The organism is Enterovirga aerilata, from assembly GCF_013044135.1.
Taxonomy (GTDB): domain Bacteria; phylum Pseudomonadota; class Alphaproteobacteria; order Rhizobiales; family Beijerinckiaceae; genus Enterovirga; species Enterovirga aerilata.
Genome location: NZ_JABEPP010000002.1, coordinates 337,924 through 358,267, shown reverse-complemented (window position 1 = coordinate 358,267; position 20,344 = coordinate 337,924). Strand labels below are relative to the sequence as shown.

Genomic DNA, 20,344 nt, shown 5'->3' with positions numbered 1-20,344 from the left:
CTGGGTTTCGAGGGCTAGGCCGGTTCGGGAGCGGCACCAGCCTCCTCATCGCCGCTCCCGGCCGGCCACCTTTCACCTGGCTTGCCGCTGCTTGGGGCCGAGGCCCGCCTCGAACAGGTCCTCGGCTTGCGCCGGCTTCGGCACCGGCGAGGCCGCGGCCGGCCCGGCATCCGGCCGGGCCTGCGGCTGGCTCTCCGGACGCGCCAGGGAGAAGCAGCCGATATCCTTCGCGCCCTCCATCGTGCTCAGGCTCTTCTCGAAGTGCAGCGCGGGGCTGTGGCGGAAGCGCCAGGCATCCACGGCGTCCAGGCCGTCCCGCGTCACGATCCCGAAGACCGGGCCGGGCGAGCGTCCGCGGGCCCGCAGAAACGGGAAACGGCCGCTCTCGTCATGGGCGAAGACCGCGACGGCCGTGATGCCCCCGAGCCGTTCCGGGCGGGGCAGGGCGAAGTAGTTGATGCCCTCCGCCATGTGGAAGGCGAGCGCGCTCGCCGCATTGCGCCGGATCAGGAGGCGGATCAACTCCGCCGCGCGGGGCGGGGCGTCGCATTCGAGCTCGCGCAGAACGACCGCCGCGAAGTCGAACCGGGCATCCTCCTCGTAGCAGCGGATGCGCTCTGCGGAATCCCGGATTGCCGTGCAGGCCGGGGCCGGCGGGGGCGCCTGGGCCTCGGCGCTTCCGGCCCAGAGGGCCGCGCACATAACCGCCCACGCCCACCGCGCCCGCATCGTGCTCCCCGCTCGCCCGCCGGGATCGTAGCGTGGCGGCCTGCGCCTTTCATCGCCTCCGTTCGGAGAAGGTCAGGCCTTGCTCTCGGCCGGAGCGGGGCGGGTGATGGCGTCCACCGTCGCGAGCGCGAGCTCCCGGAGCGCCTCGACGGGGATCGGCACCCCGACGCGCTGCTCGCCCGAGGCCGTGTGGAACCACACCACCGCGATCCGGTCGTGCTTGGAGACGGCGATGTCGCGGCCGCAGAGCGGCAGGTGGAAGAGACCGGGACCGTCGAGCGCGATCTCGACCGGCGGCGCGTCGGACACCTGTCCGTTCAGGGGATCGCTCATCATTCTTCCTTCCGCCCTCGCGGGCGGCCTTGCGCGGGCAAGCCTGAAACGAAAAAGCGCCCAAAGGGGCGCTTCTCAAGTGAAATCAACCTCTTAGGAGGCGATATTCACTTGATCTTGGCTTCCTTGAACTCGACGTGCTTCTTCGCGACCGGGTCGTACTTCTTCATCGACAGCTTGTCGGTCATGGTGCGCGAGTTCTTCTTCGTGACGTAGTAGTAGCCCGTATCGGCGGTCGAGACGAGCTTCACCTTGATGGTGACGGCCTTGGCCATGACGATCTCCTGAATGGGGTAGCGCACGCGCAAGGCGGCGCAGCCGGGCCCGGCCGGCTCAAATCGTGCTCCTTCCTCGCCGAAATGGGCGAAAAGGTCAAGGACGGGGACGGGGAATCACGCCGGGCCGAGCAGCTCGCGGACGAAGCGCTTCTGCCGCTCGTAGTAGAACGGGACCGGGAGCTCGTGCCCGAAGCCTTCCTCGGCGCGGCGTTCCAGCTCCTGCAGCATGACCACCGTGATCGGAGGGAGATCGAGCTTCATCGCCTCCTCGACTTCGACCCAGAGGAGCTCGACCAGTTCCTTGTCCGGTCCGACGAAGCCCGGCTCCTCCAGCGCGATCGCCTCGCGGTCGATGGCGAAGAAGCGCGTGTCGAAGCGCTTCGGCCGGCGCGGCGGCGTGATCGCGCGCCCAATGAAATGCACCGCGCCGAGATCGGGCAGGATGCCCCGCTCGAAGAACGATGCCCAGGAACCCGCGCGCGGGCCGGCCGGCATCGATTCGGCCCTGCGGCCGATCATGAGCCCGGTCTCCTCATAGGTCTCGCGGATCGCCGTCAGCGCGAGGGCGCGGCCGCGCGACGGGGAGGGCCGCACCGTACGGGCGATCAGCGCCGCCTCGACCGGAGGCGGCAGCGCGCCTTCCGCCGGCATGCGGCGGTCATCCGCCTCGATCCGGCCGCCTGGGAACACGAACTTGCCCGGCATGAACTTGTGGCCGTGGTGGCGCTTGCCCATCAGCACCTTGGGGGCGGCGCCGCCCCGGTCGATCACGATGAGGGTCGCGGCGTCCCTCGGTCTCTGGTTGGGCCAGCGTCGCTCGCGCGCGACGCTCGATACGTATTCCGTCAGCCGCTCAGCGTGCCCGTCGCTCACCCTCGTCTCCTGCCCGGCTCTGGACTGCCGCATCCGCCGGCGGGCGCCCGAAGCCATGCATCCCTAGCGCGTATTGCAGGCCGACGACAGCGCCCTTCACGGGTTGCAGAAGAGCGAGGCAGAGCACGATCGCCAGGCTCGGCCAGAGGAGAGCGTGGACGGCGAGCGGCAGGCCCTCCAGCTTCATCTCCGTCACGTAGATGCCGTAGCCGAGGAGATGCCCGACGATGAACATGACGATGTAGGGCGGGAAATCGTCCGCCCGGTGATGGTGGAATTCCTGTCCGCAGGCCGAGCAGGCGTGCTCCACCTTCAGGAACCTGCCGAAGAGCCGCCCTCCGCCGCAGCGCGGGCAGCGGCAGGTGAAGCCCCGCCGGACGGCCGCAAGACCATCCGGAGCGGCCGGGGCGGCTCCATAGACCCGCATCTCGGTCATCTCCCGCTCCGCTTCCGCTTCGGGCCGCCGCCCATATCCACGACCCGCTTCCTAGCGCCGGAGGCTCGGGAAGGCTTGGCCGCGCCGCCGCGGCGCTTCGTCCGGCCCGCCCCTTCGCTCAGGAGCTCGAAGCGGAGCGCGCCGGCGACCGGCGCCGCCTCCACCAGCTTGACCTCGACCGTGTCGCCGAGCCTGTAGGTCTCGCCCGTGCGGTCGCCAACGAGGGCATGCTGCCGCTCCTCGTACCGATAATAGTCCGCCCCGATCGTCGAGGCCGGCACGAACCCGTCGGCACCCGTGTCGGAGAGCTTCACGAACAGCCCGGACTTGGTGACGCCGGAGATGCGGCCTGTGAAGGTCGCGCCGATCTGGTCGGCGAGGTGGAAGGCGATGAGCCGGTCGATCGTGTCGCGCTCCGCCGCCATGGCGCGGCGCTCGGCGGCCGAGATCTCCTCGCCGATCCGCGAAAGCTGCTCGGTCGTCGTCCCGGCCGGGAGCCCGTCCTCGCCGAAGCCGAAGGCCCGGATCAGCGCCCGATGCACGACGAGATCCGCATAGCGGCGGATCGGCGAGGTGAAATGCGCGTAGCGGCGCAGGTTCAGGCCGAAATGGCCGAGATTCTCGGCCGCATAGACCGCCTGGGCCTGCGAGCGCAGCACGACCTCGTTGATGAAGGGCTCGTGCTCGGAGCCGGCGAAGGCGCGCAGAATGCCGTTGAAGAGGGCGGGCTTGAGCGCGCCGGCCTTCGGCAGCTTGTGCCCGACCGAGGCCAGGACCTCGCCGAGCGCCCGCATCTTCTCGAGCGACGGCTCGTCGTGGACGCGGTAGACGAGCGGCGAGTTCGCCTTCTCCAGCGCCTCGGCCGCCGCGACATTGGCGAGGATCATGAATTCCTCGATCAGCCGGTGCGCCTCCAGCCGCTCGGGCACGTGGACGCGCTCGACCCGGCCCTCTGCGTCCAGCACGATCTTGCGCTCGGGCAGGTCGAGGAAGAGCGGGCCGCGCCTGTCGCGCGCGCGGCCGAGCGCCGCGTAGGCGGCCCAGAGCGGCTTCAGGACCGGCTCGAGCAGCGGACCCGTGACGTCGTCCGGCCGGCCGTCGATGGCGGCCTGCGCCTGCCCGTAGGAGAGGCGCGCGGCCGACCGCATCATGATCCGGTGGAAGGAATGGCGCTTCTTGCGCCCGTCGGCGGCGATCGTGATCCGGGCCGCAAGCGCCGGGCGGGGCTCGCCCTGCCTGAGCGAGCAGAGGTCGTTCGAGATGCGCTCCGGCAGCATCGGCACGACCCGGTCGGGGAAATAGACCGAGTTGCCGCGTTTCAGCGCCTCGCGGTCCAGCGCCGAGCCTGGCCGGACATAGGCCGCAACATCCGCGATGGCGATCCTCAGGACGAAGCCGCCCGGGTTGTCCGGATCGGGATCCGGCGCGGCGTGGACGGCGTCGTCGTGGTCCTTGGCGTCCGGGGGATCGATGGTGACGAGAGGCAGGTCGCGCCAGTCCTCGCGGCCCTTGGGGCCGGCCGGCTTGGCGCTCTCCGCCTCGGCCAGCACCTCGGTCGGGAAGACGTGCGGGATGTTGTGCGCATGGAGCGCGACGAGGCTCACGGCCTTCTCGGACTTGAGCGAACCCAGGACCTCGCGGATCTTCGCCTGAGGCAGGCCGAAGCGGCTCGACCGGACGAGCGCGCCGGATACGAGGTCGCCCTCCCGGGCGCCGTTCCGGTCGGCCTCGGCGACCATGACCTCGCGGCCCTGCGCCTTCTTGTCGACGGGCACGATCCGGCCGCCGCCGGACGGCAGCGCCTTGAACACGCCGAGGATGTCGGTGCGCTCCTTCTGGAGGACCTTGACGATCCGCCCGGCATGGGCGCCGCCTTCGCCCGGCCGCGGATCGATGCGGACGAGGGCGCGGTCGCCGATCCCCGCTGCGCGCAGGCCGGGCGGCACGCGCCGGCCGGGTACGATGACGATCCTCGGCTTGCTGCCGGTTTCTCCGTCCCACTCGGCCGGCTCGGCGACGAGCTCGCCGTCGCGGTCGCGTCCGGTGATCTCGGCGACGAGTACGGCCGGGAGGGCGCCGTTCGCCCGGAGCCGCTTGCCGCGGCGCGCGAGGGTGCCGTCGTCCTCCAGCTCGCGCAGCCTGTCCTTGAGCCAGAGCCGGTCGGCGCTGCCGAGCCTGAAGGCCCGTGCGATCTCGCGCTTGCCGACCTTGCCGGGCGCGCTCGCGATGAAGGCGGCCAGCTCCTCGCGCGAGGGCAGGGGAGCCGGGCCTGTCTGATGATGTCGTGATTTCACTCTGCGCCTGAGGTGGTGCCTGCGGCCTCTTGGCGCAAGGTTCTCACCTGACCAGCTCGCGCATGGCGGCGTCGAGCCCTTCGATGGTCAGCGGATACATGCGGTTCGACATGAGCTGGCGCACGAGCCCGATCGACTGCGTGTAGCTCCAATGGTTCTGCGGCACGGGGGATAGCCAGACCGCCTTGTGGAAATGGTTCAGGAGGCGCTCCATCCAGACCTGCCCGGCCTCCTCGTTCCAGTGCTCGACCGACCCGCCGGGCATGACGATCTCGTAGGGGCTCATCGAGGCGTCGCCGACGAAGACGGCGCGGTAGTCGGACGGATAGGTCCGGATCACGTCCAGCGTCGGGATGACCTCGGAATGCCGCCGCCGGTTCTCCTTCCACAGCCGCTCGTAGGGGCAGTTGTGGAAGTAGAAGTGCTCGAAATGCTTGAACTCGAGCCGCGCGGCGGAGAACAGCTCCTCCGCCTTCTCGATATGCCAGTCCATCGAGCCGCCGACGTCGAGGAAGAGCAGGACCTTCACGGCGTTGCGCCGCTCCGGCCGGAGCTTCACGTCGAGATAGCCCTTGTTGGCCGTCTCGCGGATCGTGCCGTCGAGGTCGAGCTCCTCGGCCGCGCCCGTGCGGGCGAAGCGGCGCAGGCGCCTGAGCGCGATCCGCATGTTGCGCACGCCGAGCTCGACATCGTCGTCGTAGTCCTTGAAGTCGCGCCTGTCCCAGACCTTCACGGCCCGGAAGTTGCGGTTCTTGTCCTGGCCGATCCGTATCCCTTCCGGGTTGTAGCCATACGCGCCGTAGGGCGAGGTGCCGCCGGTCCCGATCCATTTCGAGCCGCCCTGGTGGCGGCGCTTCTGCTCCTTGAGGCGCTCCTTCAGGGTCTCCAGGAGCTTGTCCCAGCCCATCGCCTCGATCTGCCTCTTCTCCTCCTCGGTGAGGTATTTCTCGGCGATCTTCCGGAGCCATTCCTCCGGGATCTCGGCCTTCTCGAGGGCGGCGCCGAGCGTCTCGATGCCCTTGAAGACCTGGCCGAAGACCCGGTCGAACTTGTCGAGGTTGCGCTCGTCCTTCACGAGCGTGGCGCGGGCGAGATAGTAGAACTCCTCCACCCGCTTCTCGGCGAGATCCCTGTCGAGCGCTTCCATGAGCGTCAGGAACTCGCGCAGCGTGACCGGCACCTTGGCCGCGCGCAGCTCCGTGAAGAAGTTGAGGAACATGCGCCCTCTCTAGAACGCGGGAGCGGCCCGCTCAATCGGCTCCGTCCGCTCCGGGATGACAAGGCGCGCGCCGGCGCGCTAAGAGCGGACCTTCCCTCAGCCCGGGTCCCCGATGAAAGCGCGCGTCACCGTCACCCTGAAGTCCGGAGTGCTCGACCCCCAGGGCAAGGCGATCGAAGGCGCGCTCGCCTCGCTCGGCATCCGCGGCATCCTGGGCGTGCGGCAGGGCAAGGTCTTCGACGTCGAGCTCGCGACCGAGGATGCCGGGGAGGCGGAGGCGACGCTCCGGCAGGCTTGCGAGAAGCTCCTCGCGAATACGGTCATCGAGAACTTCCACTACGAGGTCGAGACGCCGGGGCAGAACGGCGGCGGGCGGCGCGGGCGCGAGACCGCCCCGGCGACGCTCTCGCCGGACGATCCGACCGTGGAGGCGGCCGATGACGCCGAGATGCCGATCGAGGGTCATCCATAGTCGTCTTGACCCGCTTCTCCGCTTGCGTACCACTACCAGTGGTTGCGTTACCGGGGGCGGCATATGGAGTTCGCCAAGCAGGTCGATGCCAAGATCAAGGAATGCGGTGAGAACGCTTCGAGATACAGGAAGAAGGCGAGCAGAGCGTCGGGCTACGCCAGGCTGATCGACGTCGCGATCGCGCTCCTCGGCGTCCTAGGAAGCGCCAATGCCGTGACGCTCTTTCTTCAGCATTGGGCGGACCTGGAGAGCTTTCTGAAGAGCTATGTCGGGCTGGCGCTCACCCTCGGACACCGCGAGCAGTTGATGAGTGCGCTCGCATCCGCCCCGGTGTTCCTGATCAGCCTGAAACGGTTCTTGGGCTTGCCGAGCAAGGCCGAGGACTATTCCAGGAAGGCCTCTGGATATCAGCGGTACGAGAACGTATTCAGCAACTACCGCCGGGTCATCGGCGAGGCACCTCCGAGCGATCAGGTTCGCGCGTTGTTCAACAGCGATGTGGCCTCCTTCGAGGGGTTCGAGACAGCAGTCTGAGATCGGTACATGAAAGCCGCCGTCATCCTCTTCCCGGGCTCCAACCGCGAGCGCGACGTCGAGCGGGCGCTCCGCCTCGCCGGAGCGGATGTGCAGCGGGTCTGGCACGCCGAGCACGAGCTGCCGGCCGGGACGGACCTCGCGGTCCTGCCGGGCGGCTTCTCCTACGGCGACTATCTGCGCTGCGGCGCGATCGCGGCGCGCTCGCCCGCCATGGACGCGGTGCGGGCGCATGCGGCGCGCGGCGGGCTGGTGCTCGGCATCTGCAACGGCTTCCAGATCCTGTGCGAATCCGGGCTCCTGCCCGGGGCCCTGATGCGCAACGCCAAGCTCCGCTTCATCTGCCACCGCCAGCATGTCCGGGTGGAGCGCGCGGATACGGCCTTCACCCGCAACTACGCCCCCGGGCAGGTGATCGACATCTGCGTGGCGCATGGGGAGGGCAACTATACGGCGGACCCGGCGACGCTCGCGCGGCTCGAGGGCTATGGGCTCGTCGCCTTCCGGTATTGCGACCCGAACGGCGAGGTGACGGTCGATTCGAACGTCAACGGCTCGACCAACTCGATCGCCGGCATCTATTCGCCGAACCGGAACGTGCTCGGCCTGATGCCGCACCCTGAGAACTTCGTCGATCCGCTCGTCGGTGGCACCGACGGCCTGCCGCTCTTCCAGAGCCTGGTCGGCCGGATCGCCCAGGCGGCCTGATCAGCGCTTTCCGGCCGACCGGCGGGCGCGGAACTCGCCCGCGCGCCGGGGCGCGCCCTCGGGTGGCGCAGCCTCGCCGGCGGGCTCCCCCCGGAGGGCCCGGCGGAACTCGTCGCGGCGCTCGTGGATGGAGGCGATCACCGGCCCCATGGCGATGCCGATATCGACGAGCAACGCCTCCGAGAGCTGAAGGCTCGCCTCGATCGTCTCCGGCACCGCGTCGGTCACCCCGAGCCTGTAGAGCTCGGCGGCGTGGCGGGCGTCGCGCGCCCGCGCCACGATCGTGAGGTCCGGGCGCCAGGCCCGCACGGTTTCCACCACGGCCTGGCTCGCGCTTGGGACGTCGAGCGTGACGACAAGCGCCCGCGCCGTGTCGAGGCCGCAGGTCCGCAGGAAGAGCGGCGAGGAGGTGTCGCCGTAATAGACCGGCTGGCCCGCCTCGCGCTGCGCGAAGACGAGGGCGGGGTTGGAGTCGATCGCCAAATACGGCACGCCGTGGCGCTTCAGCATGTCGGCGATGAGCTGCCCGACGCGGCCGAAGCCGGCGATCACCACCCGGCCGGGCTCGGCGGGAGGGTTGGGCAGGTTCACGGCCGGGGTCTCGGGCGCGATGCGGCGGCTGAGGGGCCGGGCGACGCGGGCGAGCGGCGGGATCAGGATCATCGTCACCGTGGTGATGAGGAGGAGCGGCTGCGCCACCTCCTGCGGCAGGAGCTGTACGCCGAGCGCCGCGCCGACCAGCACGAAGGCGAACTCTCCCCCGGGAGCCAGCAGGAGCGCCATCTCGACCCCGACCCGTCCGGGCAGACGGAAGAGGCGCGCCAGCCCCCAGGTCAGGACGGCCTTGACCAGGAGCAGGCCGCCGGCCGCAAGCACGATCGTCACGGGCGCGTCCAGCAGCGCCGTCACGTCGAGCCCCATCCCGACGGACAGGAAGAACACGCCGAGCAGCAGCCCCTTGAAGGGATCGACCACCGCCTCGATCGCCCGGCGGTATTCGGTCTCGGCGAGGAGCAGCCCGGCCACGAAGGCGCCGAGCGCCATGGACATCCCGCTCGCGGCCGCCAGCAGGGCCGCCACGATCACCATGAGGAACGAGGCAGCCAGGAACAGCTCGGAGCTGCGCGTCTGCGCCACCATGTGGAAGAGCGGCCGCATGGCGAGGCGCCCGAGGACCACGATCACGGCCAGCGCCACGGCGGCCTGCCCGAGCGCCAGGACGAGGTTCCAGGCGAGGCCGCCATCGTCCGGCGCCCCGAGCGCCGCGATGGTGAACAGGATCGGGGCGACCGCGAGATCCTGGAACAGGAGCACGGCAAAGGTGGCGCGGCCCGTGGGCGAGCCGAGTCGCTTCTGCGCCGCGAGGACCGGGACGACGATCGCCGTGGAGGAGAGCGCCAGCGCCAGCCCGCTCAGCACCGCCGCGACGGGCGTGATGCCGAGCAGCATGCCGATCCCGCCGATCGCGAGCGCGCAGGTCGCGACCTGCGCCGCGCCGAGCCCGAATACCAGGCGGCGCAGGACGCGGAGCCTGTCCCAGGAGAGCTCGATGCCGATCGTGAAGAGGAGGAACACCACCCCGAGCTCGGCTAGATGGGACACCTCACCCCGGTTCGGGATCGTCACCCAGGTCAGCCAAGGCAGCTCGGGCGCGAACCGCCCGAGGCCGTAGGGACCGAGGAGCGCGCCGGCGCCGATGAAGCCGAGGACCGGGCTGATCCGCAGCCGCGTCGCCAGCGGCACGACGATCCCCGCCGTCGCAAGGAAGAGGATGACCTCCTTGTAGGACGCGATATCCGCCGCCGGCGCCGCCATCCCGCCCTGCCTGTCCCCGCTCGGCCGCGCCGCGGCAGGTCCCGCCGCATCCCGAGTCGTCCTACGCTAGATCATCAACTCCGGACGCGGGAAGAACATCCGCGGCTCTGAATGCGTGCCCGCGGGAGATGCCTGTCAGGGAGCGCGGCACGGGATGGCGGGTGCGGCCTGCAGGATGCCGGCGGCGCGCGCCCGCAGCTCGCGCGAAACCGTCTTCAGCTCGGCCACCCGATAGGCTTCCAGGCGCAGCGTCTCGTTGCAGCTGCACGACCGGTTCGTCAGGTCGAAGCACTCGTCGTGCCGCTTGCAGACTTCGTCGAGCGGGTCCGTCGAGAGCAGCTCGTCGCCCCGGTTGCCGCGGCCGCAGAAATTGCCGTGGAACAGGTCGGCGCCCGTGACGGTCGCGGCGACGTCGCCGCCCGGGAGCCGTTCGTGGGAACGGCGGTCCCCCGTATTCAGCTCGTTCGCCGGACCGCCCGCGCGGCTGGGTTTCTTCTGGAAGCTCGGGACGAGCGGCTTGTCGGGCGTCTGCGCCGCGACCGGCGCGTCGTATTGCAGGGCGCCCGCGTCCGTCGTCTCGTCGGGAAGCGGGTGTTCCTGCTGCGCCGCCGCGCCGAGCGGGACTAGGCTCGCGACGAGCGCCAGCGCGCGTATCCAACGGGTCACTCCTTGCCTCCTGATCGGTGGATGCCTGCAAACCCGCGATCCGCCCGGGAGGTTCACTCCCGGTTCGGGGCGAGGCGCCGCATTCCGGCATCGCTTGTTCCCGGCCTGCGCCTTGCCTATGACCGCCGGGACAGGAACGGATCGAGCATGCGCTTCACGGGCACGGAGAACTACGTCGCGACGGACGACCTGAACGTCGCGGTGAACGCCGCGATCGTGCTGGAACGGCCGCTGCTCGTGAAGGGAGAGCCCGGGACGGGCAAGACGGTGTTGGCCGAGGAGATCGCGCGCGCGCTTGGTGCGCCCCTCCTCACCTGGCACGTGAAATCGACCACCAAGGCGCAGCAGGGGCTCTACGAATACGACGCCGTCTCCCGCCTGCGCGACTCGCAGCTCGGCGATCCGCGGGTATCGGATATCCGCAACTATATCCGTCGCGGGAAGCTGTGGGACGCCTTCGTCTCCGAGACGCGGCCGGTGCTCCTGATCGACGAGATCGACAAGGCCGATATCGAGTTCCCGAACGATCTTCTCCTCGAGATCGACCGGATGGAGTTCCACGTCTACGAGACGGGCGAGACCGTCCGGGCGGCGAAGCGGCCGATCGTCGTCATCACGTCGAACAACGAGAAGGAGCTGCCCGACGCGTTCCTGCGCCGCTGCTTCTTCCACTACATCCGCTTCCCCGACCCGGACACGATGGCCCGCATCGTCGAGGTGCATTACCCGGGCATCAAGCGCCGGCTGGTGGAGGAGGCGCTCCGCCTCTTCTTCGAGGTGCGCGAGGTGCCCGGGCTGAAGAAGAAGCCCTCCACATCCGAGCTCCTCGACTGGCTGAAGCTCCTCATGAGCGAGGATATCGGGCCGGAGCAGCTGCGCGAGCGCGACCCGCGCAAGCTCATCCCGCCCCTGCACGGGGCGCTCCTGAAGAACGAGCAGGACGTGAGCCTGTTCGAGAAGCTGGCCTTCATGGCCCGACGCGAGGCACGGTGATGGACGAGGACCGTTTCAACATCGAGCTCAGGAAATTCCTGAAGCAGGTCGGCGTGACGTCGCAGCGCGAGATCGAGAAGGCGGTGCGCGAGAGCGGCGCGTCCGGCCGCTCGATCCGCGTGAAGATGGTGCTGACCTCCGAGGACGTGCCGCTGAACCACGTCGTCGAGGACACGATCGAGCTGGAATAGGGCCCGCTCTCCCGACCGACCCCGGCCGGGGCTGCAACGGCCCGGAAGCGCGACTCCCGGGAGCGCACGGGTGAGGAAGAAGGAGCGCGGAGCCGCTCCCGAGACGAAATCGATGAAAGAGCCGCGAGCTTAGTCGTCCAGCCCCTTCCTGTGTTCCGCCATCGCTGCGCGGTGCGCCTTCACCTCGGCTTCGATGAGGCCGCTCATGGTCCGGTTCATCCGCCCAAGCGTGTCGTGAGCCTCCTGAAGCCGGATATCCGTGACCTCTTTCAGGCGACGGCTTTCGGCGATCGCCCTGTCGGCACGGTCGAACAGCTCGTCTCTTCGGCTCGATAGATCGGAAGCGCCGGACATACCCACCCCCTTCGTTGCAGGCGGGAGCGCACGTCTCTCTCAGGCGTCGGTGCCTACGGGTTCGTTGCCGACGATGCCCAAGCTTCTGCTCATCCGAGGCGAGACGCAACTCGGCTCGCGGAGTGCATGATCGCAAAAGAAAAGGCCCGGGTGGACCCGGGCCTTCCAGACGGGTTGCCGCAGGGGCTCAGCAATCCGTCTTGGTCTTGGTGACCTTGTCGCCCATGTCGTTGGTCTTGGTCACCGATTTGGTCTCGCAGCCGACGCTGCCGGTGGTCTCGACCTTCTTCTTCACCACGGTGCCGTCCATCGTGTCGCGCTTGATGACGGTGGTCTCTTCCGCCGGCTTCTCGCGGATGATGGTCGTCTGGGCGAAGGCGGTCGACCCGATCAGGGTCGCGGCCAGTGCAAGGGTCACGGCTTTCATCGGATCTCTCCGGATGGTTGAACGATGGCCTCAGAACGCCCGTCCGGAAGATTACGTTCCCGTGATCCCGGCCAAAGTGCCGCAGCGGGTCAGAAGCGCATGCCGACGCCCGGCCGGCCGTTGTTGAAGGTCGGCGTGACGGCGCGCGGATCGTCTTCCAGCTCGAAGCGGCCCGGCTGGGAGCGGGGAGGGCGGCTGTCGATGCGGCCCGCATAGCCGCCGTCCTCCGCGGCGGCGGAGGGCGCCCGCAGCTTGCGCCGCGGCGCCGAGGCCCGGCTCTCGGCCGCTGCCCCGGCCTCGCCCTCGGCCGGCCGGCGGGTGCCCCGCTGCGGCGCCTTTCCGTCCGCCGGCCTCGTGCTCTCGCGCAGCGAGGGCGGCGGCGGGACTGCGCCGGGCGTCAGCGCGTATTGCGCCTGGGCGGCGCCGGCGAGAAGGAGTGCGCCTGCGGCCGCCGCGAGCGCGAGATTGTGTCGGACCGTCATCGAAGGCTCCAGGGCGCCGTTGGCGCGTCGCATCGGGATGTAGCATCTCCGGCTCCCAGATCGAAGGCGGGGGGCGCTGCGCGGCCATGCGGGGGCGGTAACCACCGAGACCGATCGGCCGAAAGGCGATAGCGCCGCAGGCAGGATATCCTTGTTTTCGCCGCGCCCCGCCCCTAGTTTGCCGCGCGATACGGAGCGCGAGGCCGCAGGGCCGCGAGGGAGATCGCCATGGGTGGCGCGAGCATCTGGCACTGGGTCGTCGTCGGCGGGGTCGTCATGCTGCTCTTCGGACGCGGCAAGATCTCCGAGATGATGGGCGACGTCGCCAAGGGCATCAAAGCGTTCAAGAAGGGCATGTCGGAGGACGACGCCGCTCCGGCCTCGACGGCCGCGCCGGCACCGAACGAGCCTGTGCGCACCATCGAGCACCAGAACGCGCAGGGCGCCGGCACGGGTTCGACGCTGAACGCCAAGGTCGGCTGACGGACGTCGCGGCCGGGCTTCCGGCTCGGCCGATGAGCCGCCGCGCCGCAGCCCCCCGTCCGCCCGCGCACCGACGGGCGGGCCGAGTTCCGAGATGACCCGTCCATGTTCGACATGAGCTGGGGCGAGGTGATGGTGATCGGCGCAGTCGCCCTCATCGTCATCGGCCCCAAGGACCTGCCCAAGGCGCTGCGTACGGTCGGCCAGATGACGGCCAAGGTCCGCCGGCTCGCGTCCGAATTCCAGGGCCAGTTCAACGAGGCGATGCGAGAGGCCGAGCTCGACGAGGTCCGCCGCGAGGTCGAGGGGATCAACCGGCAGGTCTCCTCCGCGACGAGCGGCGCCTTCAACCCCATCCAGACCATCCGCGACGAGCTGAAGACGGCGGTGGAGGCGAAGACGGCCTCCTACGAGGCGGATGCGGGCGCGGCCGGCGCGGCTCCGGTCGCCGCCGTCGAGGAGGCGGGGCCGATCCCGCAGATCGGGCCGATGCCGGAGCCGGCGCTGCCGCCGCCCGATCCCGTCGTGCCCATTCCCCCCGAACTGACGGGCCCGGGCCTTGAGCCGGCGCCGGCCGAGACGCCGGCTGCGGCGAACGCGCCGGAGCCCGCACCCCTCAAGAGTGCCCAGGCGTGAGGACCGCGGAAGACGAAGCGGAGATCGAAGCCTCTCGAGCCCCGCTGATCGAGCACCTGATCGAGCTGCGCGCGCGCCTGATCCGGGCACTCATCGCCTTCGTCGTGATGTTCTTCGCCTGCTTCGCGGGGGCGCGGCACATCTACAACATCCTGGTGCAGCCCTATGTCTGGGCGGTGGGCAACCCGGACCATGCCCGCATGGTCTATACCCACGCGCTCGAGTTCCTGTTCACGCAGATCCAGGTCGCGGTGTTCGGCGCCGGCTTCCTCGCCTTCCCGGTGATCGCGACGCAGATCTACAAGTTCGTCGCGCCCGGCCTCTACCGGAACGAGCGGCAGGCCTTCCTGCCCTATCTCGTGGCGACCCCGATCCTGTTCCTGCTCGGCGCGCTCCTCGTCTATTTCATGGCGATGCCGCTGCTCATGCGCTTCTCCGTCGGCATGCAGCAATTCGCGGCTTCCGACCAGCCGAACATCGAGTTCCTGCCGAAGGTGAACGAGTATCTCTCGCTCATCATGACGCTGATCTTCGCCTTCGGGATCTGCTTCCAGCTCCCGGTCGTGCTCACCCTGCTGGCCCGTGCCGGGATCATCGATTCGAAGTTCCTGAAGGAGAAGCGCCGCTACGCGATCGTCATCGTCTTCGTGATCGCGGCCGTGCTGACGCCGCCGGACGTCATCAGCCAGCTCGCGCTCGCGATCCCGACGCTCGCCCTCTACGAGGCCTCCATCCTGGCGGTGGTCATGGCCGAGAAGAAGCGCGCGAAGGCTGACGCGGCGGCGGCGAGCGCGGCCTGATCCACGCATCATGGCCGGACTTGTCCCGGACACCCCGATGTGAAAAGCGGAGCGCTTCTCCGATCCTCGGATCGGGTCCGAGGACGATGGCCGGGACAAGCCCGGCCATGACAAGCAAGAGCGCATCCGCTCCGCCATGCACGACATCCGCCTCATCCGGGAGAACCCGGCCGCCTTCGACCAGGCCCTCGTCAACCGCGGGCTGGAGCCGCTCTCGGCCGAGTTGATCCGGCTCGACGACGCGCGCCGCGCCGCGATCGCGCAGGCGCAGGCCGCGCAGGAGAAGCGGAATGCGCTGTCGAAGGAGATCGGCGCGGCCAAGAAGGCTAAGGACGAGGCGCGCGCTGCCGAGCTGATGACGGAGGTGGCGCGGCTGAAGGACGCCATTCCGGAGGCGGAAAGGCGCGAGAAGGAGGCGACGGCTGCTCTCGAAACGTGTCTCGCCGAGATCCCGAACATCCCGCTGCCCGAAGTGCCGGTCGGACCGGACGAGACGGCGAATGTCCAGCGCGAGGAGCACCGCTTCGAGGGCGCGCGCCAGGTCGGCAGCGGCAGGCAGCATTTCGAGCTCGGCGAGGCGTGGCGGGGTCCCGGCGGACCGCTGATGGATTTCGAGACGGCCGCGAAGCTGTCCGGCTCGCGCTTCGTCGTGCTGCGCGGCCAGCTCGCCCGGCTGGAGCGCGCGCTCGGCCAGTTCATGCTCGACCTGCACACGACCGAGCACGGCTACACGGAGGTCTCGCCGCCCCTGATGGTGCGCGACGAGGCCATGTTCGGGACGGCGCAGCTGCCGAAGTTCAAAGAGGATCAATTCACAGCAACGCGGATCATAACCAACGAAGAGCTGCCGGATGTTCTGGGCGAAGCTCTCAGAGTGCCAGGATCCGACTTCCGGACCGTTGATGCTGGCGAGGGACAAACGTCTTGGCAGGTCAAGCCGCCTGAAGGCGGCTGGTTCAACATACAAGAAGGTTTCATCGAAGCACTTCTGGCGAAGATCGGACTACACTGGCTCATCCCCACCGCCGAAGTCCCCCTCACGAACCTCGTCCGGGAGTCGATCCTCTCCGAGGAGGAGCTCCCGCTCCGCTTCACGGCGCTGACGCCCTGCTTCCGGGCGGAGGCCGGCGCGGCGGGGCGCGACACGCGCGGCATGCTGCGCCAGCACCAGTTCACCAAATGCGAGCTCGTCTCGATCACGACGCCTGAGACCTCGGCCGAGGAGCACGAGCGCATGCTGGCCTGCGCCGAGCGGGTGCTCCAGCTTCTCGACCTGCCGTTCCGGGTGATGACGCTCTGCACCGGCGACATGGGCTTTGCGAGCCAGAAGACCTACGACATCGAGGTCTGGATGCCGGGGCAGGGGACCTATCGCGAGATCTCGTCCTGCTCGGTCTGCGGCGACTTCCAGGCCCGCCGCATGAACGCGCGCTACCGGCCGAAGCCGGAGGCCGGCGGAAAGCCCGGCGCGCCGCGCTTCGTCCACACGCTGAACGGCTCGGGCGTCGCGGTCGGCCGCGCGCTGATCGCGGTGCTGGAGAACTACCAGGAGCCGGACGGCTCCGTCACGGTTCCGTCGGCCCTGGTCCCCTATATGGGCGGGCTGACGCGGATCGGCGGGGAGGGGTGAAAACCCTAGAAGCCCGCCTTGTCATGGTCGGGCTTGACCCGACCATCCAGACGGACCGCTGGAGCTGGATCCTCAGGTCGAGCCCGAGGATGACAGAGGAGCAAACGTGCGCATCCTGGTGACGAACGACGACGGCATCCACTCGGAAGGGCTGGAGGTGCTGGAGAGGGTCGCGGGCGAGCTGTCGGACGATGTCTGGGTCGTCGCGCCGGAATTCGACAATTCCGGCGTCTCCCACTCGCTTTCCCTCTCCGATCCGCTGCGCCTGCGCCAAGTTGAGGGGCAACGCTTCGCCGTGAAGGGCACGCCGACCGATTGCGTGATCATGGCAACGCGGCACATCATGCGCGAGCGGCGGCCGGACCTCGTCCTGTCCGGCATCAACCGCGGCTCGAACGTCGCCGAGGATGTCGGCTATTCCGGCACGGTCGCGGGCGCCATGGAGGGGACCGTGCTCGGCATCCCGTCCGTCGCCCTGTCCCAGGCCTATGGCAAGAGCGGGCGCGACAGGATCAGGTGGCATTGCGGCGAGCGTCACGGGGCGGCCGTGATCCGCATGGTGCTGGCGGCCGGCATCCCGCAGGGCACGCTCGTCAACATCAATTTCCCGGATTGCGAGCCCGAGGAGGTGCGCGGCATCGCGGTCACCGCCCAGGGCAAGCGCGACAACGAGCTTCTCGGCATCGAGGAGCGGCGCGACGGCCGCGGCAACCCCTATTTCTGGATCGGCTTCTCCCGGATGCCGTTCACGCCGGGCAACGGCACGGACCTGAAGGCGCTCGCGGAGGGCAAGATCTCCGTCACGCCGCTCCGGCTCGACATGACGGACGAACCGACGATGACGCATTTCGCCCAGGCCTTCGCAGAACGGAAGGCGGGGTAGGGCGTTTCTCCGCCGAACGGAGACGCCCATGCTGAACCTGCATCCGCCCTTCCGCCGCGCCCGTCCGGGGGACACGGACATGATCCGCGCCCTCCTCGGCGAGCGCTCCGGCGCGGCGCCCGGCGAAGCGGTGGTCGCAGAGGAGGACGGGGAGGTCACCGCCGTGCTCGACGGGCGGCCGGACGGCGGCGCCTGGCGGGTGGAGGCGCTCGCCGTCTTCCACGAACGGGTCGCCGAACTCGGGCCACGCGTGCTCCGCATTGCCGACGCGCTCGCCGCCGAGGACGGGCTCGGCTCGGTGGTGCTCGATCCGGCCTCGCTCGACCCGCAGATGCGCGCGCTTCTCGAGGAGGAGGGGTTCCGGCCCGCGGATGGCGGCGCAGGCCTGATGGAGCGGCCGGTCGTGCCGCAGGGGTGAGCACCCCCATGTCATGGCCGGGCTTGACCCGGCCATCCAGCCGCCCTTCAACGAAGGTCAGGACAGCTCGACGCAGGTCGGGGATGGCTGGGCCGAGCCCGGCCATGACACCGATGGGTAGGACACGCACATGGCCGGCGAGTACGACGTCATCATCATCGGGGCGGGGCCGGGCGGCTATGTGGCCGCGATCCGCTCGGCGCAGCTCGGCTTCAAGACCGCGGTCGTCGACCGCGAGCATCTCGGCGGCATCTGCCTCAACTGGGGCTGTATCCCGACCAAGGCGCTGCTGCGCTCGGCCGAGATCTTCCACTACATGCAGCATCCGGGCGATTACGGCCTCAAGATCGAGGGCACGGTCTCGGCCGATATCGGCGCGGTCGTGAAGCGCTCGCGCGGCGTCTCGAGGCGGCTCGCGGACGGCGTCGCCTTCCTCATGAAGAAGAACAAGATCGACGTGATCTGGGGCGAGGCCGCCATCGAGGCCGCCCCGACGGGCGGCGGCCCCGGCAAGGTCACTGTCAAGGAAACGAAGCGGGCGGAGCCGCCGAAGGGCGCGCTGGGGGCCGGCTCCTACTCGGGCAAGCACATCGTCGTCGCGACCGGCGCCCGGCCGCGCGCTCTGCCCGGGATCGAGCCCGACAAGAAGCTGATCTGGACCTATTACGAGGCGATGGTGCCGGAGAAGATGCCGAAATCGCTCCTCGTCATGGGCTCGGGCGCGATCGGCATCGAATTCGCCTCCTTCTACCGCACCATGGGGGCGGAGGTGACGGTGGTCGAGCTCCTGCCGCAGATCCTGCCCGTCGAGGATGCCGAGATCGCCGCCTTCGCCCGCAAGCGCTTCGAGAAGCAGGGCATCAAGTTCCTGACCGGCGCCAAGGTGACCAAGGTCGAGAAGGGCTCCGACCAGGTCACGGCGACGATCGAGGACGGCAAGGGGGGGACGCAGACGATCACGGCCGAGCGGCTGATCTCCGCCGTCGGGGTCGTCGGCAATATCGACAATCTCGGGCTCGAGAAGCTCGGAGTGAAGATCGAGCGCGGGGTGGTGGCGACGGACGGGCTCGGCCGCACGAATGTCCCCGGCATCTACGCCATCGGCGACGTCGCCGGCCCGCCCATGCTCGCCCACAAGGCCGAGCACGAGGGCGAGCGCTGCGTGGACGCCATCAAGGGGCTCCATGCCGAGCCGCTCGACAAGGGCAAGATCCCGGGCTGCACCTATTGCCATCCCCAGATCGCGTCGGTCGGCCTGACGGAGGCGAAGGCCAAGGAGCAGGGCTACGACATCCGGGTCGGCCGCTTCCCCTTCGTCGGGAACGGCAAGGCCATCGCGCTCGGGGAGGACCAGGGGCTGGTCAAGACCATCTTCGACAGGAAGACCGGCCAGCTCCTCGGCGCCCACATGGTCGGCGCAGAGGTGACCGAGCTCATTCAGGGCTTCGTCGTCGCGATGAATCTGGAGACGACGGAGGAGGAGCTGATCCACACCGTCTTCCCGCACCCCACGCTCTCCGAGACCATGCACGAGAGCGTGCTGGATGCGTATGGCAGGGTGATTCACACCTAGGCCAGAAGGAACAGTCACCGGCGTTTGCCCGCCGGGCATGTGGCGCATACATAGGGCGGGAGCCTCCGCGGCTCGGACCGATCCCATGGCCGTCGTTCTCGATCTTCTCGCCCGCGACCAGCGCCCCCGCCACCCCGAAAAGGCGAAGCGGCCGGACAGCCCGATCCAGCGCAAGCCGGACTGGATCCGCGTCAAGGCGCCGGGCTCGCCCAAATGGGCCGAGACCAACCGCATCGTGCGCGACAACAAGCTCGTGACGGTCTGCGAGGAGGCGGGCTGCCCGAATATCGGCGAGTGCTGGGAGAAGAAGCACGCCACCTTCATGATCATGGGCGACACCTGCACGCGGGCCTGCGCCTTCTGCAACGTGCGCACCGGCCTGCCGGAGGCGCTCGACCCGGAGGAGCCCGCCAAGGTCGCCGATGCCGTCGCGAAGCTCGGCCTAACCCATGTCGTCATCACGTCCGTCGACCGCGACGACCTGCCCGACGGCGGCGCGGCCCATTTCGCCGAGATCATCCGGCGCATCCGCGAGGCCTCGCCCGGAACGACCGTCGAGATCCTGACGCCCGACTTCCTGCGCAAGGCCGGCGCGCTCGAGGTCGTAGTCGCGGCCAAGCCCGACGTGTTCAACCACAATCTCGAGACGGTCCCGTCCCGCTACCTCACGGTGCGGCCCGGCGCGCGCTACTTCCACTCGGTGCGGCTGCTCCAGCGCGTGAAGGAGCTCGATCCGGACATCTTCACGAAATCCGGCATCATGGTCGGGCTCGGCGAAGAGCGGAACGAGGTCCTGCAGCTCATGGACGACCTCCGCTCGGCCGATGTCGACTTCCTCACCATCGGCCAGTACCTGCAGCCGACCCGCAAGCACCATCCGGTGATCCGCTTCGTGCCGCCGGACGAGTTCAAGGCCTACGAGACGAGCGCCTATGCGAAGGGCTTCCATCTCGTCTCGGCGACGCCGCTGACGCGCTCCTCGCACCATGCCGGCGAGGATTTCGCCAGGCTGCGCGAGGCGCGCCGGCGGGCGGCTGCGACGGCCTGAACGGGAACAGCCTGGGCAAGCCGGCCGTTCGCTTCTGGACATCGGAGCCTGGCCGGACCAGATAGCCGC

At 69.2% G+C, this 20,344-nt stretch carries 24 protein-coding genes and 1 pseudogene; 13 read left to right on the top strand and 12 right to left on the bottom strand.

The genetic code is table 11. From position 1 onward, the window contains the following. Positions 1-72: 72 nt before the first annotated feature. The 7 genes from HJG44_RS06935 to HJG44_RS06905 form a co-directional block, all read right to left on the bottom strand. A complete protein-coding gene (locus HJG44_RS06935) occupies positions 73-702 on the bottom strand; it encodes a hypothetical protein (protein ID WP_171217628.1) in 630 nt (209 codons plus the stop codon). A gap of 99 nt (positions 703-801) precedes the next feature. Then, entirely contained in the window at positions 802-1,065 is a 264-nt protein-coding gene (locus HJG44_RS06930; RefSeq protein ID WP_171217627.1) for a hypothetical protein, read from the bottom strand. A gap of 104 nt (positions 1,066-1,169) precedes the next feature. Then, a complete protein-coding gene (rpmG, locus tag HJG44_RS06925; protein WP_171217626.1) occupies positions 1,170-1,337 on the bottom strand; it encodes a 50S ribosomal protein L33 in 168 nt (55 codons plus the stop codon). 117 nt (positions 1,338-1,454) lie between these two features. Beyond that, positions 1,455-2,213 carry an NUDIX hydrolase gene (locus HJG44_RS06920; protein ID WP_346767115.1) on the bottom strand — a complete coding sequence of 253 codons (759 nt, stop codon included), beginning with the start codon at positions 2,211-2,213 and terminating at the stop codon, positions 1,455-1,457. Then, entirely contained in the window at positions 2,194-2,649 is a 456-nt protein-coding gene (locus HJG44_RS06915) for a DUF983 domain-containing protein (RefSeq protein WP_430395037.1), read from the bottom strand. The genes HJG44_RS06920 and HJG44_RS06915 overlap by 20 nt, the downstream gene beginning before the upstream one ends. Next, positions 2,646-4,943 (bottom strand): ribonuclease R, encoded by a 2,298-nt coding sequence (gene rnr / locus HJG44_RS06910; protein ID WP_346767114.1) that lies wholly within the window; start codon positions 4,941-4,943, stop codon positions 2,646-2,648. Before rnr ends, HJG44_RS06915 begins: the two co-directional genes overlap by 4 nt. A 43-nt stretch (positions 4,944-4,986) precedes the next feature. Beyond that, positions 4,987-6,162, bottom strand: a complete 1,176-nt coding sequence (locus tag HJG44_RS06905) for a vWA domain-containing protein (RefSeq protein ID WP_171217624.1) — start codon at positions 6,160-6,162, stop codon at positions 4,987-4,989. 112 nt (positions 6,163-6,274) lie between these two features. Here HJG44_RS06905 and purS point away from each other — a divergent pair. The 3 genes and pseudogenes from purS to purQ form a co-directional block, all read left to right on the top strand. Then, a pseudogene (gene purS / locus HJG44_RS06900) lies at positions 6,275-6,508 on the top strand (phosphoribosylformylglycinamidine synthase subunit PurS); the annotation flags it as partial. Positions 6,509-6,697: 189 nt separating this feature from the next. Beyond that, a complete protein-coding gene (locus HJG44_RS06895) occupies positions 6,698-7,168 on the top strand; it encodes a hypothetical protein (RefSeq protein WP_171217622.1) in 471 nt (156 codons plus the stop codon). A gap of 9 nt (positions 7,169-7,177) precedes the next feature. Beyond that, positions 7,178-7,876 carry a phosphoribosylformylglycinamidine synthase subunit PurQ gene (gene purQ / locus HJG44_RS06890; protein WP_171217621.1) on the top strand — a complete coding sequence of 233 codons (699 nt, stop codon included), beginning with the start codon at positions 7,178-7,180 and terminating at the stop codon, positions 7,874-7,876. Here purQ and HJG44_RS06885 read toward each other — a convergent pair whose 3' ends face one another. Next, positions 7,877-9,691, bottom strand: a complete 1,815-nt coding sequence (locus HJG44_RS06885) for a cation:proton antiporter domain-containing protein (protein WP_171217620.1) — start codon at positions 9,689-9,691, stop codon at positions 7,877-7,879. A gap of 135 nt (positions 9,692-9,826) precedes the next feature. Further along, positions 9,827-10,357 (bottom strand): phospholipase A2 family protein, encoded by a 531-nt coding sequence (locus HJG44_RS06880; RefSeq protein ID WP_171217619.1) that lies wholly within the window; start codon positions 10,355-10,357, stop codon positions 9,827-9,829. Positions 10,358-10,504: 147 nt separating this feature from the next. Between HJG44_RS06880 and HJG44_RS06875 the strand changes: the two genes are divergently transcribed. Both HJG44_RS06875 and HJG44_RS06870 read left to right on the top strand, forming a co-directional pair. Beyond that, positions 10,505-11,350 (top strand): AAA family ATPase, encoded by an 846-nt coding sequence (locus HJG44_RS06875; protein ID WP_171217618.1) that lies wholly within the window; start codon positions 10,505-10,507, stop codon positions 11,348-11,350. Beyond that, on the top strand, positions 11,350-11,541 hold the full coding sequence (locus HJG44_RS06870) for a DUF6494 family protein (protein ID WP_171217617.1): 192 nt from the start codon (positions 11,350-11,352) through the stop codon (positions 11,539-11,541). The genes HJG44_RS06875 and HJG44_RS06870 overlap by 1 nt, the downstream gene beginning before the upstream one ends. A 129-nt stretch (positions 11,542-11,670) precedes the next feature. On the opposite strand, the gene HJG44_RS06865 is transcribed toward HJG44_RS06870, so the two are convergent. The 3 genes from HJG44_RS06865 to HJG44_RS06855 form a co-directional block, all read right to left on the bottom strand. Continuing rightward, a complete protein-coding gene (locus tag HJG44_RS06865; RefSeq protein WP_171217616.1) occupies positions 11,671-11,895 on the bottom strand; it encodes a hypothetical protein in 225 nt (74 codons plus the stop codon). Between the two features lie 187 nt (positions 11,896-12,082). Beyond that, positions 12,083-12,322, bottom strand: coding sequence for a hypothetical protein (locus tag HJG44_RS06860; RefSeq protein ID WP_171217615.1), 240 nt, complete (start codon positions 12,320-12,322; stop codon positions 12,083-12,085). Between the two features lie 89 nt (positions 12,323-12,411). Then, entirely contained in the window at positions 12,412-12,804 is a 393-nt protein-coding gene (locus HJG44_RS06855) for a hypothetical protein (RefSeq protein ID WP_171217614.1), read from the bottom strand. A 228-nt stretch (positions 12,805-13,032) separates the two neighbouring features. Here HJG44_RS06855 and HJG44_RS06850 point away from each other — a divergent pair, with 228 nt between their 5' ends. The 8 genes from HJG44_RS06850 (at position 13,033) to lipA (ending at position 20,275) form a co-directional block, all read left to right on the top strand. Further along, positions 13,033-13,287 carry a twin-arginine translocase TatA/TatE family subunit gene (locus tag HJG44_RS06850; RefSeq protein ID WP_171217613.1) on the top strand — a complete coding sequence of 85 codons (255 nt, stop codon included), beginning with the start codon at positions 13,033-13,035 and terminating at the stop codon, positions 13,285-13,287. Between the two features lie 105 nt (positions 13,288-13,392). After that, positions 13,393-13,923 (top strand): Sec-independent protein translocase protein TatB, encoded by a 531-nt coding sequence (gene tatB, locus HJG44_RS06845; RefSeq protein ID WP_171217612.1) that lies wholly within the window; start codon positions 13,393-13,395, stop codon positions 13,921-13,923. Next, a complete protein-coding gene (gene tatC, locus HJG44_RS06840) occupies positions 13,920-14,723 on the top strand; it encodes a twin-arginine translocase subunit TatC (protein ID WP_171217611.1) in 804 nt (267 codons plus the stop codon). Before tatB ends, tatC begins: the two co-directional genes overlap by 4 nt. Before the next feature lie 136 nt (positions 14,724-14,859). After that, positions 14,860-16,353 (top strand): serine--tRNA ligase, encoded by a 1,494-nt coding sequence (gene serS / locus HJG44_RS06835; protein ID WP_171217610.1) that lies wholly within the window; start codon positions 14,860-14,862, stop codon positions 16,351-16,353. A gap of 106 nt (positions 16,354-16,459) precedes the next feature. Beyond that, positions 16,460-17,236 (top strand): 5'/3'-nucleotidase SurE, encoded by a 777-nt coding sequence (surE, locus tag HJG44_RS06830; protein WP_171217609.1) that lies wholly within the window; start codon positions 16,460-16,462, stop codon positions 17,234-17,236. Positions 17,237-17,264: 28 nt separating this feature from the next. Then, positions 17,265-17,654: a GNAT family N-acetyltransferase gene (locus HJG44_RS06825; protein ID WP_171217608.1), complete on the top strand. Its 390-nt coding sequence runs from the start codon at positions 17,265-17,267 to the stop codon at positions 17,652-17,654. A gap of 130 nt (positions 17,655-17,784) precedes the next feature. Continuing rightward, complete coding sequence (lpdA, locus tag HJG44_RS06820; protein ID WP_171217607.1) at positions 17,785-19,227, top strand: dihydrolipoyl dehydrogenase; 1,443 nt, start codon at positions 17,785-17,787, stop codon at positions 19,225-19,227. Positions 19,228-19,312: 85 nt separating this feature from the next. Beyond that, positions 19,313-20,275 (top strand): lipoyl synthase, encoded by a 963-nt coding sequence (lipA, locus tag HJG44_RS06815; protein ID WP_171217606.1) that lies wholly within the window; start codon positions 19,313-19,315, stop codon positions 20,273-20,275. Positions 20,276-20,344 lie beyond the last annotated feature (69 nt).

What these genes read in the sequence shown, in the direction of transcription:
- HJG44_RS06860 (WP_171217615.1), bottom strand. Translation starts at nt 12,322, where the DNA reads ATGAAAGCCGTGACCCTTGCACTGGCCGCGACCCTGATCGGGTCGACC.
- HJG44_RS06870 (WP_171217617.1), top strand. Translation starts at nt 11,350, where the DNA reads ATGGACGAGGACCGTTTCAACATCGAGCTCAGGAAATTCCTGAAGCAG.
- HJG44_RS06895 (WP_171217622.1), top strand. Translation starts at nt 6,698, where the DNA reads ATGGAGTTCGCCAAGCAGGTCGATGCCAAGATCAAGGAATGCGGTGAG.
- HJG44_RS06850 (WP_171217613.1), top strand. Translation starts at nt 13,033, where the DNA reads ATGGGTGGCGCGAGCATCTGGCACTGGGTCGTCGTCGGCGGGGTCGTC.
- serS (WP_171217610.1), top strand. Translation starts at nt 14,860, where the DNA reads ATGCACGACATCCGCCTCATCCGGGAGAACCCGGCCGCCTTCGACCAG.
- tatB (WP_171217612.1), top strand. Translation starts at nt 13,393, where the DNA reads ATGTTCGACATGAGCTGGGGCGAGGTGATGGTGATCGGCGCAGTCGCC.
- lpdA (WP_171217607.1), top strand. Translation starts at nt 17,785, where the DNA reads ATGGCCGGCGAGTACGACGTCATCATCATCGGGGCGGGGCCGGGCGGC.
- HJG44_RS06885 (WP_171217620.1), bottom strand. Translation starts at nt 9,691, where the DNA reads ATGGCGGCGCCGGCGGCGGATATCGCGTCCTACAAGGAGGTCATCCTC.
- HJG44_RS06825 (WP_171217608.1), top strand. Translation starts at nt 17,265, where the DNA reads ATGCTGAACCTGCATCCGCCCTTCCGCCGCGCCCGTCCGGGGGACACG.
- HJG44_RS06875 (WP_171217618.1), top strand. Translation starts at nt 10,505, where the DNA reads ATGCGCTTCACGGGCACGGAGAACTACGTCGCGACGGACGACCTGAAC.
- HJG44_RS06935 (WP_171217628.1), bottom strand. Translation starts at nt 702, where the DNA reads ATGTGCGCGGCCCTCTGGGCCGGAAGCGCCGAGGCCCAGGCGCCCCCG.
- lipA (WP_171217606.1), top strand. Translation starts at nt 19,313, where the DNA reads ATGGCCGTCGTTCTCGATCTTCTCGCCCGCGACCAGCGCCCCCGCCAC.
- HJG44_RS06915 (WP_430395037.1), bottom strand. Translation starts at nt 2,649, where the DNA reads ATGACCGAGATGCGGGTCTATGGAGCCGCCCCGGCCGCTCCGGATGGT.
- rpmG (WP_171217626.1), bottom strand. Translation starts at nt 1,337, where the DNA reads ATGGCCAAGGCCGTCACCATCAAGGTGAAGCTCGTCTCGACCGCCGAT.
- HJG44_RS06930 (WP_171217627.1), bottom strand. Translation starts at nt 1,065, where the DNA reads ATGATGAGCGATCCCCTGAACGGACAGGTGTCCGACGCGCCGCCGGTC.
- purQ (WP_171217621.1), top strand. Translation starts at nt 7,178, where the DNA reads ATGAAAGCCGCCGTCATCCTCTTCCCGGGCTCCAACCGCGAGCGCGAC.
- HJG44_RS06905 (WP_171217624.1), bottom strand. Translation starts at nt 6,162, where the DNA reads ATGTTCCTCAACTTCTTCACGGAGCTGCGCGCGGCCAAGGTGCCGGTC.
- HJG44_RS06855 (WP_171217614.1), bottom strand. Translation starts at nt 12,804, where the DNA reads ATGACGGTCCGACACAATCTCGCGCTCGCGGCGGCCGCAGGCGCACTC.
- HJG44_RS06865 (WP_171217616.1), bottom strand. Translation starts at nt 11,895, where the DNA reads ATGTCCGGCGCTTCCGATCTATCGAGCCGAAGAGACGAGCTGTTCGAC.